Origin of the sequence: Arthrobacter sp. 'calajunan', assembly GCF_046940185.1 — a bacterium.
Taxonomy (GTDB): domain Bacteria; phylum Actinomycetota; class Actinomycetes; order Actinomycetales; family Micrococcaceae; genus Glutamicibacter; species Glutamicibacter soli.
The window spans coordinates 83,911-96,878 of the sequence record NZ_JBKZDY010000008.1 but is presented as its reverse complement, the minus strand read 5'-3'; the positions used below and the strand labels follow the sequence as shown (position 1 = coordinate 96,878).

Below are 12,968 nucleotides of genomic sequence, written 5' to 3'. Positions count from 1 at the left end.
CTCACGTTGATTCGAATAGTTGCGACCGCTGTGGCCTACCGCTACAGCGTACCAACATTTAGTTTGATGATGGAAATGTTTACTTAGTTTATAATTGTGTCATGGACGCGAGCACACACCACCGGCTGCTGCAGCTGCTGCAGGATTTCGGACAGGCCTCGGACCGCTACGTGGAATCCACCGGCGGGCACTACGGCACGCACCGGACCGACATGAACGGCCTGACAGTGATCATGAAATACCAGCGCGCCGGAACCTCGCCCTCGCCCCGGGACTTGAGCAGGGAACTGCAGCTCAGCTCCCCCGCCACCACGGCCATGCTCGACCGGCTGGACCGGCTGGGCTACATCATCCGCCAGCGAAGCGAGCAGGACCGCCGCAGCGTGCACATCGCCCTGACCGAGAAGGCAATGGCCGAGGCGCGGGAGATGTTCCGACCGCTCGGAGCGAAAATGATGGAGCTGATCTCCTCCTACGACGAGCAGCAGGTCGCACTGCTCAGCGACTTCATGGCCCGGGCCGTCGCCGGCGTGGATGAAGCCCGGCTGGAAGTCCTCGCGCCGCCGAACTAAGCCTCCTGCCGAACGCCCCGTCATGACCAGTCTTCGAGTCAAGAGAACTCCTGCAGTGCCACTACCCTAGACAGGTGGCACTTTCTCTCTGGCTTTCACTTCTCGGCGCAACCATCGTCATCAGCTTCACCCCGGGCGCCGGGGCCATCAACACGATGAACAACTCGATGCGCCAAGGCTGGGGCGCTTCCATCTGGGGAGTGATCGGCCAGCAGATCGCCCTGCTGATCCACGTGGTCATCGTCGCCGCCGGAGTGGGCCTGCTGGTCTCCAGCTCCCCGCTGCTCTTCGCGGGCATCCGCTATGCCGGCGCCGCCTATCTGGTCTACCTGGGCATCCGGATGATGCTGTCCAAACCGGATGTCGCCTCGGACGGAACCAGCACCGGCGGCACGCTCACCCGTGGCGCCATGCTGCGCCGCGGCATCCTGGTCAATCTGCTGAACCCGAAGGCGATTGTCTTCTTCCTGGCATTCACCCCGCAGTTCATCCGCACCGACCAGCCGCTGTTGCCGCAATACCTGATCTATATCGGCACCATCGTCGCAGTCGACGTACTGGTGATGTTCTTCTTCTTCGCAGGCACCGCGCGCAGCTTCCAGCGCTTCACCACCACCGTACGCGGGGCCAAGCTGCTCAATATCGTCTTCGGCGTCCTGTTCATTCTCGTCGCCGCAATGATGCTCCTAATCCACTAATCACCCCGTGATTTTGGAGTTGCTCTAAATCGTTGCCGTATTGTTGCTGATTATCTTGCGCGTAGCTCTCGATCGAAATGTGATGTGGCCATAGACTGATGCCATGTTCCGGATAATGATCGTGTGCACGGGAAATATATGCCGCTCACCTATGGCCGAGTACATGCTGAAAAACGCCTTGCGTGAGGCAGACGTCACCGAAGTCGAGGTCTGCTCCCGGGCCATCAGCTACGGCGAAGTCGGCAACGGGATCGACCCGCGCGCCGCAAGTGCCCTGCGCGCCCACGGACTGGACGCCTCGGACCACGTCGCAACGCAGGTTCATGCCGACGAACTGGGTTCCATGGACCTGGTGCTGGCCATGGACACCGATCATTTCGAAGACCTCGTTCCTGCACTCACGGAGATCGATCCCAGCGAGCGCCCCATGCTGCGCATGTTCAGGTCCTTCGACCCCGTCGCCGCCAGCGAGCCGCACGACCGCCAGGGTGTCTACGATCCCTGGTACGGTGACGCAGGAGATTTCCGCGAAACCTGGAAGCTCGTCTCCGCAGCCCTGCCTGCGCTCGTTGACTACGTCCGGAGTAATATAGCCTCTCGTGGAAACCGCTAGACCCTACCTCATTGCTCTCGATGGACGCTCCGGCTCGGGAAAGAGCAGCCTCGCAGCGTTGCTAGCGAACCAGTTGTCGAAAACCGCCTCGGTGGCTGTCCTGCGTCTGGAAGATCTCTACCACGGCTGGGACGGGCTGCAGGCCGCCCAGGACCTCTATTCCGCTCTGCTCGAACAGCTCGCCCACGGCCGCACCGCCAGCTGGCCGCTGTGGGACTGGGACGCCGATGCGCCAGGCGACACCGCCAGCCTCGACCCGGCGCAGGTCGTCATCGTGGAGGGCGTGGGCGCCGCGCACCGCCAGGTCCGCGGCCTGCTCGATCTGAGCATCTGGCTCCAAGCTCCAGCCGGGGTCCGCAAGCAGCGCGCCCTGCAGCGCGACGGCCAGACCTACGCCCCGCACTGGGAGCGCTGGGCCGCCCAGGAAGACGCGTACCTGTCCAGAGACGACGTGCCCCGCGCCGCGGACGTGGTCCTCGACGCCGACAGCCAGCGCTCGCCGCTCGAGCAGCTGCTGGGGCTCAGCGCTTTCCTGCCAGCTGGCCTGCGCGGCCTGCTGCCGGCGACCACGCCTGCCTCTGCCGCGCCGCCGCTGGCCGGACACCATGCAGCCCCCGCGGATGCCGCCACCTTGTTCGAAGCGCTGGCCGAAGGCCTGGAGCATGCAGCCCTGCTGGAGTCCACCAGCCACCACCTCACCGACCCGCTGGATCGGAACAAGTACTCGCTGATCGCCCTGGCCGTCGGCGATGCCTATCCCCTGTTGCAGGCAAGCGCTTCCGGCGCCACCGTGCAGCGCGGCGGGGCCAGCCTGCGCCTGCAGCCAGGATTCTTCGAATCCTTGCAGGGCTTGTGGCCCGCGGCCGGGACCGAGCCGGACAACTACCCGCTGCCTGCCTGGGTCGGCTACCTGGGCTACGAGCTCAAGCGGGAGGTCTCAGCCGGAACCGCATCCGGAGCCGAGGCAGCGCGCCCCGATGCGGGGTTCTTCTCCCCTAATATCGTGCTGGTCATCAACCACCGCACCGGTCAGATGGCAATCCACGCGCCCGCGCGCCTGCGCCAATGGATCACCGAGCATCTGGCCGAAGCCGGCGTTCAGCACCGCACCGCGCTGGACCTGCCGCCGGTGGAATTCGTTTGCGCCGACACCGAGCAGGGCTACAAGGACAAGATCGCCCGCGCCCAGCGCCAGATCTACGAAGGCAACACCTACGAGGTCTGCCTGACCACCGAGCTGACCGCAACCGCCGCGCAGTACAGCCCCTTCGAGGCCTACTGCCGAATGCGCACCTCCAGCCCGGCACCGTTCGCCCACTACCTGCGTATGGGCGGCACCGAAGTCGCCAGCATTTCCCCCGAACGCTTCCTGAGCCTCGGGGCCACCGGGGTGCTGCGCGCCGAACCGATCAAGGGCACTCGCCCGCGCGGGACCAGCGTGCAGGAGGACCAGGCGCTGAAGCAGGATTTGGCCACCAGCCCCAAGGACCGCGCGGAAAACATCATGATCGTCGACCTGCTGCGCAACGACCTCTCGCACCATGCGGTCCCCGGCTCGGTGCGCGTGGCCCGACTGTGCGCGGTGGAAAGCTACGCCACCGTGCATCAGATGGTCTCCACCATCGACGCGCAGCTTCGCGATCCGGCATTGTCGGCGCAGGCGCTGCGCGAGGCATTCCCTCCGGGCTCCATGACCGGCGCGCCCAAGCTGTCGACCATGCAGATCCTGGACGAGCTGGAAGACCGGCGTGAGCGCGGACTGTATTCCGGAGCCGTGGGCTATCTGGGCGCAGACGGGTCCGCCGATTTTTCGGTGGTCATCCGCACTTTGGTCTGCGACCGCACCCCGGACGGCGGATGGAAGCTGTGCCTGGGTCTGGGCGGTGCGATCACCGCCGATTCGGTGGCGCAGGATGAATGGGACGAGGTCATTACCAAGTCCGTGGGCGTGCTCTCCGCGTTGGGCTCGAAGTTCCCGCACCCTGCCGTCACCGCCGGCAAACAGCGGCGCTAGAAGCACTCAGTGCCCCAGTCGTTCGCCACGGCTCGACGGCGGCCATCCTCCGAGCGTGCAATGCGCGCGTGGCTGCTCTGAAAGACCATGACGGCGCTGCCCGCGTCTGAGCATGTTCCCGGTTCGGCGCACATCTCTGGTCCATGACGAGCAGCATAGCCCGGACGCCGGCCTCGTAATGACCCGAAATATCGAAAACCACAGGTGGGGAATTCGTCGTGGGCATGCTGGCATGAAAAGGTCGACCGCGGTAAGTGCGGCTTCGCTGTAGCCCAGCGAGGCCCTCATGGGGCAGACGACACTTCCCGATCCGCAACGTGCGGTGGAAACGACGTAACACAAGCACCGTACCTGCATTCAGGGACTGTCGGTGCAACTCTGCTCACGCGGGATGCGGCATCGTGCGGGGAAGCCTGCGCCACAACGTGAATTCACCTAGCCGGAGCGTGGAAGCAGTGCACGGGAACTTGAAGCATCAGCCGAAGGACCCCCGAAGTTGCTCCCTTTTTTCCAGTGTTTGGAACAGTCTTCTCCAAATCGTTAGAATTCAAACGCTTGATTTATCCATCCGGGCCAAGATAATTCAATAATGGCCAGGTGACCGACCGTCCAAGACGCCATGCAGAGTACCTACTTGGGAAGGAACTGACATGACAAACAAACGATGGGGTCGTGCCCTGGGCATGGCGATGGCGGTGGGACTCTCGGCAGGACTGGGCTTAGCCTCTCCTGCCAATTCAGCACCTCCGCAAACCAGGGAAAATGCCACATTAGGCGCATCTACGATGCAAATGGCTGCGAAGAACACCTACGACCAAACGAGCAAGGCCGAACGCAAACGTGTCGACGGGATCAAGACACCGCGACCGAAATGGTTCAACTGCAAGGAGCTGGCTTTTGGCGCCCAATGCACGACGGTGAACTTGCCCTTGGATTATGACAAGCCGCGCGGGGCCACCACCGAGGTCGCGTTGCTGCGTATCAAGGCGACAAACCAGTCGAAGCGCATTGGAACCCTGTTTGTGAATCCCGGCGGACCGGGTGGTTCAGGGATTCAGATTGCCGCAGCGGCCCCTGAGTTCCTTTCTCCAAGTGTCCTTGAGCGTTTCGACATCGTCGGGTTTGATCCACGCGGCACGAACTTCAGCGACAACGTGCGTTGCTGGAAGAATTTCGGCGCCCAGAGCGAAGCCTTGGAAGCAATGTACGTCCCCTATCCGGTCACATCCAAGGAAATACGTGCCTATGTGAATTCCTCCAAGGCCTTCGGCAAGGCTTGCTCCACGACCGGCAAACCCCTCTCCACGTCGATGTCCACCGCGGAGGTCGCACGTGACATGGATGTCTTGCGTCGCATGGTAGGCGACAAGCAGCTGAGCTACCTGGGTTTCTCTTATGGCAGCTACCTTGGCACTGTCTATGCAAACATGTTCCCCGACCGGGTCCGCGCGGTGGCCATCGACGGAGTACTCGATCCGGTGGCCTGGGCCGGAACCTTAGCCAACATGTGGATGCCGCAGACCCAACGCATCAAATCAGGCGAAGGCGCCGAAAAGGCCATGCGCGGCATTCTGAGCCGCTGTAAGACCGCCGGTCCGGAGTACTGCATGCTGGCTGAACAAGGGGATCCGCAGAAGCTCTATCGCGAGATCATGGCCGAGTTGAAGCGCTCCCCCTTGGTGTTCTCAGATCCCGAGTACCCTGACTTCGACTATTCCGTTACCGCGGCGATGATGTGGTCGATCCTGCTTGACTACCTGTATGACCCGCAGGGATCCTCCATGGTGGACTCCGAGCTGACCTATACCTTGCTGGCGCTTCAGGACCGTGCCGCCTCGAACGGAACCACGTTCCCGACGTCGGCTGGCAAGGCCAAGGCTCCGACCAAGGCCAAGATGAAGGTGGCCCATAAGGCGCTGGCCCAAAGCCTGCGTGCGATCGAGGCCGAGCAAAATGCCGCGGCGAAGGACATCGCCGGCAAGGCCGCAGCCACCGGTTTCGCCTTCCCGTATGACAATTCCTTCGAGGCTTTCCAGGCCGTGCTGTGCACCGACTCGCGCAACCCGGCCAAGGCCGAAAACTGGGCCCGCTACGCGGAGAACGCAGGCAGGAGCGCTCCGGGATTCGGTCAGCTGTGGACCTGGAGCTCAGCTCCGTGCGCCAGCACCACTTGGAAGGCCAAGGACGAGGACACCTACAGGGGACCGTTCACCAAACGAACCGTGAACCCGATGCTGGTGGTTGGAAACTTCTATGACCCGGCCACGAACTACGCCGGGGCCCAAAAAGTCTCGAAGTTGATGCCCAAGGCCCGGCTTCTGAGCAGCAACAGTTGGGGCCACACTGCGTACGGTACCTCGAAGTGTGTCACCAATGCCATGGACCGCTACCTGCTCACCGTGCAGTTGCCTGCCACCGGAACGCTCTGCACCGGAGACGCGCAACCGTTCACCGAAAAATTGGAGGACCTGAACAGCCAACGCCGCAAGGCCGCTCCGGAACGCCAGCTGCCTCCGGTGGTGCCACCGCTTCCAGGCGCACTTCCACGAAGCTGAGTAGCAAATAGGCCGAAGAGTATGGGCGGTGGAACCGGGCTTCCGGTTCTACCGCCCATACGGTTGTCAACCCCGAAATCCTGCTTCGCGCACAGAGCACCGACGCAGTAAGCTAAGGTGGCTCGCCAGTGCTTTGGCGTCCGCGATGCCGTCCATGACAGCCGCATCTGGCTTGCTGCATGGATATGGCCAGCGGTAATTTCTGGCAGCCTGCTTGAGGGCCGGCGCGCATCGGGCCATCTCGGAACCCATGCGATGGCCAATCCCATCCCAGAGCCGATCAAGCGTGTTTGCAGCTCATCACCACTCGCGCTGGAGCCTCCCGCGGTCATCGCGGGAGGCTCCTATGGTGAGCCCGGCCAATGGGTGCACGAAAGGCGGGCGAGGGAATCAAGGAAAAGACATCCAGCATCCAGAGCGCCCAGGCATGGTGCGCCGGAGCCATTGCTATTGCAGCGTGGCGGTCAGACGTGCCACGTTGTCGATCCAGCGCTGCATGCGCGGACGGCGTCGCCACTGGGCCAGAGTGATCTCCGAGGAGATCTCCAGGTAGTCGTTCTGCACCTTGTTCACTGCATCGACCATTTCTTGCCCAAGCAGCATGACCGAGATTTCCATGTTCAGGCTGAACGAGCGCATGTCCATGTTGGAGGATCCGACCACCGCGACCTCGTTGTCCACGGTGAAGCACTTGGTGTGCAGCACCATCGGCGCCGGGTAGCGGTGGATCCGCACCCCGGCTTCCAGCAGCTGCTGGTAGTAGGACTGCTGCGCGTGGTGCACCAGGAACTGGTCCCCCTCCTCGCAGACGAACAGGTGCACTTCCACCCCGCGTTGGGCGGCGGTGGTGATGGCGTAGAGCAACGAGTCGTCCGGCACGAAGTAGGGGCTGGTGATCATCAGCCGTTCGGAGGCGGAATAGATCAGGGTGTTGAACAGGCGCAGGTTGTTCTCCCCGCCGAAACCGGGGCCGCTGGGCAGCAGCTGGGCCAGCGTGCTGCCGGGCCGGTCGTCGTAGGGCAGCGGGTGCCTGGCCTCGGTGATGTCCATCAGCACCTCTTGGCCGTCATCCTCCTGCCACCAGTCGGTGGCGAAGGTGACATCCAGGCTGCGCACCAGCGGGCCTTCCACGCGGAGCATCATCTCCACCCATTCGCGCCCCACCTTGTGCGCGGATTCGCGCTTGTAGCCGGGCTCGATGAGGTTCTGGCTTCCGGTGAACGCGACTTCGCCGTCGACCACCAGGATCTTGCGGTGGTTGCGCAGGTCCGGGCGGCGCCAGCGCCGGCCGATCAGGTCGATGGGCAGCATTGGGCGCCAGATGATGCCGGAGCTTTTCAGGCGCTTCTTGAAGTTGCGGTAGCCTTTCACGCGCAGCGTGCCCAGATGGTCGAAGAGCAGGCGCACATTGACCCCGCGCTGCACGGCCGCTTCCAGGGAATCCAGCACCGGATCCACGTAGTCCGGGTCGTCGCCCATGATGTAGAACTGGATGTGCACGTAGCGCTTGGCCTTGTCGATCTCCTCGCGCATGGCTTCCAGCGAGCCGCGGTAGTCGGAGAGCACCTGCACGGTGTTCCCGCCTTCCAGCGGCATGGCGCCGAGGTTGCGGTTGAGGATGACCGCCGATTCGACCCATTCCTCCGTGGAGTGGAATTCCTCGGGCAGCTGCATGTGGGCCGTGCCGCGCATGATCTCGTCGTGCGCCCGCTTCTGCTTCTCCAGCCGGCGGCGCGAGAGCCTCGGGTTGGCGAACAGCCAGTAGGCGACCAGGCCGACCACCGGGAGGAAGAAGATGGCCAGCAGCCAGGCCATGGCCGTGGTGGGACGCCGGTTTCCGGGGACGATGCCGATCATGAAGTAGCGCACCACCAGCTCGGCCGCGACAAGGATGCTCCACACAACGCCGCCGATCTGCAGCATCACTTCGTTACTCGGCCACATCGCGGCACCCCCTCACGTCAGCGCCCGTGGGCGTCTGCGGCGTGTGCGCCGCATCCCGCAGTTAGAGAAGCGGGAAAAACATCTTTGCCTAGCCTATCGAATCCCCTGCCTCTTCTCGGAATGCAGTCCAAGATGAGCCTCCGCAGGGGCTTCGCGCGCGGGCTTGGCGGGAAATTCGATAACCTTGGAGAATGAGTTCTCTTGTATTCCTCGATCCGGCCTATCCCGCCGGACGCCTTGCCGACATCAACGCGCCCCAGCTCCCGGTCACCTTGCAGGGCGTGAACCGCGGCGACGGGGTCTTCGAGTCGATGCTGTACACCCAGCAGGCAGTCCGCAAGATCGAGGCACACCTGGCTCGCCTGGCGGTCTCCGCCGAGGCCTCCGACCTGCCGATCCCGGACGAGCGCAGCTGGCGTGCAGCGGTCGACACCGCTGTCGCCGACTTCGACGCCACCGGCGGCGCCGAGGAAGCAGTAGTCAAGCTGGTGGCCATGCGCGGCGAACTGGACCAGGACCCGGCCGTGTGCTGGGTGACCGTCACCCCCGCCCCGCGCGTGGGCATGGAGCAGCGGGAAACCGGCGTGGATGTGCTCTTCCTGGACCGCGGCTACGATTCGAAGCTCGCCGAACGCGCACCGTGGCTGCTGATGGGCGCCAAGACCCTGTCCTACGCGGTGAACATGGCGGCGCTGCGCTACGCCCGCAAGCACGGCGCCCACGAGGTCATCTTCACCTCCGCCGACGGCGTAGTGCTCGAAGCACCCACCGCCACCGTGCTGCTGGCCCAGCGCGACGGGGAAACTCGCCGCCTGCTGACCCCGATGCTGGAAACCGGCATCCTGCCCGGCACCACCCAGAGCGCCATCTTCGACGCCGCGCAGCAGGACGGCTGGGAGCTGGGCTACGGCCCGCTGCGCCCGGAGGACCTGTACCAGGCCGACGGCGTGTGGCTGGTGTCCTCGGTCCGCCTGCTCACCCCGGTGCGCACCCTGGATGCCAAGCCGATCCGGATGGACGCCGAGCTGCACGAACAGCTGTCCGCCCTGGCGGATTCGATCCGCTAGCCCCGGCTACCAGATCAGGTTGTAGGTCCCGGCCCAGATAGCGGCCGCGATGGCCGCGGCGCCCAGCAGGACGCCGGCGGCCAGCACCGCACCGTCGCTCCGGGTGAAGGTGGCGGTGCGGATCCAGGTGCGCTGCCCGGTGCCGAAGCCCTTGGCCTCCATGGTGGTGGCCAGGCGCCCGGCCCGGCGGATCGCCTGCACCAGCAGCGCCAGTAGCTGGCCGAGCTTCGCACCCACGCGCTGGCGCACGGTGCCCAGGTTGCCGATGCCGCGGGCCCGCCGCGCCAGGGTCAGCGTGGTGAATTCCTCCACCATCAAGCCCAGCAGGCGCATGCCCGCCAAGGCACCGAGCACAAAACGGTGCGGCACCTTCAGCTGCTGGGACAGCGCGCCGCCCAGGTCGCTGGGGTTCGTGGTGGACAGCAGCAGCACCATCGGCACCGCCATGGCCAATGCGCGCAGCCCCGTGGCGACGCCTCCGGCCACCGAGCCCTCGGTGATGTCGAAGATCCCCAGATCCAGCAGCACCCGTCCCGAATCCTGGCCCACCAGGGCGATGCCCCAGGCCGCCAGGACGCCGGCCGCCAGCAGCGGCCAGCCGCGGCGGAAGAACCCGCCGATGCCCAGCCCCGCCAGCGGCAGCATCAGCAGCGTGGCCGCGATGACCACCGCCGCCGAAACCCAGTCCACCGTGCTGATCAGCGGCAAAGTGGCCCCGGCGATCGCGCCGAACTTGGCCAGCGGATTGATCTTCGCCAGCCAGCTGTCCCCCACCGGGGCGTCCAGCATCGGCCCCGACGAGGTCCTCGCGGCGGCCACCTCGGCCGGCGCCAGCACCAGCTCGTCGGCCCCCAGCGCCGCGGCGAAATGCTCGTCATGGGTCACCGCGATGATCGCGGTGGATTCGGCGAGTTCCTCGATGAGCAGTTGCGCCAGCTCGCGCCAGGTGTTCGCGTCCTGCCCGAAGGTCGGCTCGTCAAGGATCACCACGTCCGGCGAGGCGGCCAGCACTGTGGCCACCGACAACCGGCGCTTCTCCCCTCCGGAAAGCGTGAACGGGTTGGCTTCGGCCAAGTCCTGCAGGCCAAGCCGCTCCAGCAACTCCTGCACCCGGGCCTCGACCTGCCGCGGATCGTACTTCTGCTCCTCGGCCGCGCCGTGCCTGGCGCGCAGCGGCGCGAAAGCCAGCTCCTCGCGCACGGACTGGGTGACGAACTGGTGCTCGGGTTCCTGGAACACCGAGCCGATGCGGGCGACCAGCGCTCCGGCCTTCCAGCTGAACGGCGAGGGCGGCAACCCGTCGGCCAGCTGGGGGCTGGCGGCGAACTGGCCTGACACAGGTTGCAGCAGCCCGCCCAGGGTCAGTGCCAGCGTGGACTTCCCTGCCCCGTTCTCCCCGCGGATCACCAGGGCCCTGCCGCCGGTGACCTCGAAGCTGGCCGGGGCGGTGCGCACAGCATGCTCGCCCCGCGCGCAAACCAGCTCCTCGGCGTGCAGCATCGGGGCGCCGCCGGCCCTCGGCGCCGGCGAGGTCTGCGGAACATAGCCCGGAATCCAGACCCCTGCCTGCGCCAATTCGGCGCGCACCGCCGCGTCCCCGGCCAGCGCCTCGGGGTGCAGGTCGTGGGCGATCCCCCCGCCGGGGGCCAGCACCAGCACCCGATCCACCTGCCGGGCCCACGCCTCCAGCCGGTGCTCCACCACGATCAGCGTCGCCCCGGTGGACTCCACGGCGCCGATCACTGCATCGCGCAACGGCGGGATGCTGCCCGGGTCGATATTCGCGGTCGGCTCGTCAAGCAGCATCAGCCCGGGGCGCATGGCCAGGATCCCGGCCAGGGCCAGGCGCTGCTTCTGCCCGCCGGACAGTTCCTGCGTGCGATGTTCGTAGCCCAGTGCGCCGAGCCCCACGGCGTCAAGCGCCTGCGGGATCCGCTCGCGGATCTCCTGCGGGTCGACGCCCAGGTTCTCGGCGCCGAAGGCGACGTCGTCACCCACCCGGCTCTGCACCACCTGGGTTTCCGGATCCTGCTGCATCAGGCCCACCGGGAAGCTGCGCGCGAACGCGTCCTGCCCGCCGACCAGCAGCTCGCCGGTGGGACCGGCGTCCTGGTCGACTTCGAGCACGCCGGCCAGCGCATGCAAGAAGGTGGATTTGCCGGCCCCCGAGGGGCCCAGCAGGAGCACCTTCTGACCTGCAGGGATCTGCACGTCAAGTCCGGCGATGGCCGGGCGGTCGCGCTCGGCATGCTGCCAGGTGAAGCCGCGCGCGCTGATCTCCACACCCTGCCGGGTCAGCGGGGCCGTACGCCCGTTGGCGGCGGCGCTCATTTGCGCACCGCAAGCGCCGGTTCCAGGTGCGCGCGGCGGCTGGCGAGGTTGCTCAGCGCGCCGGTGCGGGCCAGCGCCCGGGTAATCCACCAGGACAGCAGGCCGGCGACGACCAGGCCAGACACGGCGGTGGCTCCCACGTGGAACAGCTTCATGAACTCGGTGTATTCGGCCACGCTGCCCACGACGTAGGCTTCGCTGAGGCCGGCAAACAGGCCCGAGCCCAGGCCTGCAAGCAACGCCACCGGCAGGTTCCAGCGACGGTAGCGGAACAGCGCGAACACCAGCTCGGCGCCCAGGCCCTGGACCAGGCCGGAAATCAGCACCGGCATGCCCCAGTGCGTGCCCAGCAGCGCCTCGACCACGGCGGCCAGCACCTCGCAGAACAGTGCGGCGCCGGGCTTGCGGATGATCAGCGCGCCGAGCACCGCCGGGAACAGCCACAGGCCGGTAAGCAGGGCAGTGCCGGGTGGGAAGGCGGTGAAGGCCAGCGAGAACAGGCCGTAGCTCGCGGACCAGGCCCAGAAGACCACGCCGGAAGCGACGGCGATGACCGAGGCGATGACGATATCGACTACGCGCCAGGTGCTGCGCTGCGTCGTGCGGGTTGTGCTCATGAGGTGTCCTCCTTGATCAGGAGGGGGGATGAACGGAATCGGGGCGCTGTCCAGCGCCGGTCCGCATCCGAGATGCTCGACTTCCTTCGCCGGTACTAACCGGAGCAGGTTCGAGGGTCTGCGATCTATCGCACTCTCAGCGCCTTTCGCCGCGAACGGCTTGACGCTCCCCTGTCGGAATAATTACTGCCCACCCACCATACCGCAGGTAAGCTGGCAACGGAACGATAAGTCACAACGTTGAACGTGAGGTCCACATGAACGCAGTACAAAAGCTCATCGCAACCGGCATTTCCCTGGGTGCGGGCTTCCTCGGCAGCAAGCTGGTCGATCAGGTCTGGAAGGGTTTCACCGGCAACACCGCCCCGCGCAAGGGCAGCGAGGAAGCCGCCGAGGCTTCCATGCGCCAGGCGCTGGGCTTCGCCGTGTTCTCCGCCGTGGTCGCAGCGGTCATCCAAGTGCTGGCTGATCGCGGCACCACCAAGGCCATCGCCAAGTTCACCAAGTAGCACTCCAGCGCAACAGCAGCGGGGCATTGCCTGCTCAGGGAATGGCCC

Annotated in this window: 10 protein-coding genes and 1 riboswitch; of the genes, 7 read left to right on the top strand and 3 right to left on the bottom strand. The window is 65.6% G+C overall.

The annotated features are described in order from the left end of the window. Positions 1-101 precede the first annotated feature (101 nt). The 5 genes from RF641_RS13300 (at position 102) to RF641_RS13280 (ending at position 6,452) form a co-directional block, all read left to right on the top strand. Positions 102-572, top strand: coding sequence for a MarR family winged helix-turn-helix transcriptional regulator (locus RF641_RS13300; RefSeq protein WP_047119873.1), 471 nt, complete (start codon positions 102-104; stop codon positions 570-572). A 74-nt stretch (positions 573-646) separates the two neighbouring features. Continuing rightward, entirely contained in the window at positions 647-1,270 is a 624-nt protein-coding gene (locus RF641_RS13295) for a LysE family transporter (protein WP_047119874.1), read from the top strand. 103 nt (positions 1,271-1,373) lie between these two features. Further along, positions 1,374-1,883 carry a low molecular weight protein-tyrosine-phosphatase gene (locus RF641_RS13290; protein ID WP_424573383.1) on the top strand — a complete coding sequence of 170 codons (510 nt, stop codon included), beginning with the start codon at positions 1,374-1,376 and terminating at the stop codon, positions 1,881-1,883. Continuing rightward, positions 1,870-3,897, top strand: a complete 2,028-nt coding sequence (locus RF641_RS13285; RefSeq protein ID WP_424573382.1) for a chorismate-binding protein — start codon at positions 1,870-1,872, stop codon at positions 3,895-3,897. Before RF641_RS13290 ends, RF641_RS13285 begins: the two co-directional genes overlap by 14 nt. Positions 3,898-4,580: 683 nt before the next feature. Further along, positions 4,581-6,452 carry an alpha/beta hydrolase gene (locus RF641_RS13280; RefSeq protein ID WP_424573381.1) on the top strand — a complete coding sequence of 624 codons (1,872 nt, stop codon included), beginning with the start codon at positions 4,581-4,583 and terminating at the stop codon, positions 6,450-6,452. A gap of 447 nt (positions 6,453-6,899) precedes the next feature. Here RF641_RS13280 and cls read toward each other — a convergent pair whose 3' ends face one another. After that, on the bottom strand, positions 6,900-8,396 hold the full coding sequence (gene cls / locus RF641_RS13275) for a cardiolipin synthase (RefSeq protein WP_047119878.1): 1,497 nt from the start codon (positions 8,394-8,396) through the stop codon (positions 6,900-6,902). A 191-nt stretch (positions 8,397-8,587) separates the two neighbouring features. Here cls and RF641_RS13270 point away from each other — a divergent pair, with 191 nt between their 5' ends. Beyond that, the gene (locus RF641_RS13270) at positions 8,588-9,463 is read left to right on the top strand and encodes an aminodeoxychorismate lyase (RefSeq protein ID WP_113607509.1); all 876 of its coding nucleotides are present in this window, start codon (positions 8,588-8,590) and stop codon (positions 9,461-9,463) included. Positions 9,464-9,469: 6 nt separating this feature from the next. Here RF641_RS13270 and RF641_RS13265 read toward each other — a convergent pair whose 3' ends face one another. After that, positions 9,470-11,794 carry an ATP-binding cassette domain-containing protein gene (locus RF641_RS13265; protein WP_424573380.1) on the bottom strand — a complete coding sequence of 775 codons (2,325 nt, stop codon included), beginning with the start codon at positions 11,792-11,794 and terminating at the stop codon, positions 9,470-9,472. Next, positions 11,791-12,411 carry an ECF transporter S component gene (locus RF641_RS13260; protein WP_047119881.1) on the bottom strand — a complete coding sequence of 207 codons (621 nt, stop codon included), beginning with the start codon at positions 12,409-12,411 and terminating at the stop codon, positions 11,791-11,793. Before RF641_RS13260 ends, RF641_RS13265 begins: the two co-directional genes overlap by 4 nt. 64 nt (positions 12,412-12,475) lie before the next feature. Continuing rightward, a riboswitch (TPP riboswitch) is annotated at positions 12,476-12,594 on the bottom strand. 74 nt (positions 12,595-12,668) lie between these two features. On the opposite strand from RF641_RS13260, the gene RF641_RS13255 reads away from it, so the two are divergent. After that, positions 12,669-12,920 (top strand): DUF4235 domain-containing protein, encoded by a 252-nt coding sequence (locus RF641_RS13255; RefSeq protein WP_047119882.1) that lies wholly within the window; start codon positions 12,669-12,671, stop codon positions 12,918-12,920. The last annotated feature ends 48 nt before the right edge of the window (positions 12,921-12,968 follow it).

Excerpts from the sequence above, each read along its gene's own strand:
- RF641_RS13290 (WP_424573383.1), top strand. The coding sequence starts at position 1,374 with ATGTTCCGGATAATGATCGTGTGCACGGGAAATATATGCCGCTCACCT.
- RF641_RS13270 (WP_113607509.1), top strand. The coding sequence starts at position 8,588 with ATGAGTTCTCTTGTATTCCTCGATCCGGCCTATCCCGCCGGACGCCTT.
- RF641_RS13280 (WP_424573381.1), top strand. The coding sequence starts at position 4,581 with ATGGCGATGGCGGTGGGACTCTCGGCAGGACTGGGCTTAGCCTCTCCT.
- cls (WP_047119878.1), bottom strand. The coding sequence starts at position 8,396 with ATGTGGCCGAGTAACGAAGTGATGCTGCAGATCGGCGGCGTTGTGTGG.
- RF641_RS13265 (WP_424573380.1), bottom strand. The coding sequence starts at position 11,794 with ATGAGCGCCGCCGCCAACGGGCGTACGGCCCCGCTGACCCGGCAGGGT.
- RF641_RS13255 (WP_047119882.1), top strand. The coding sequence starts at position 12,669 with ATGAACGCAGTACAAAAGCTCATCGCAACCGGCATTTCCCTGGGTGCG.
- RF641_RS13300 (WP_047119873.1), top strand. The coding sequence starts at position 102 with ATGGACGCGAGCACACACCACCGGCTGCTGCAGCTGCTGCAGGATTTC.
- RF641_RS13260 (WP_047119881.1), bottom strand. The coding sequence starts at position 12,411 with ATGAGCACAACCCGCACGACGCAGCGCAGCACCTGGCGCGTAGTCGAT.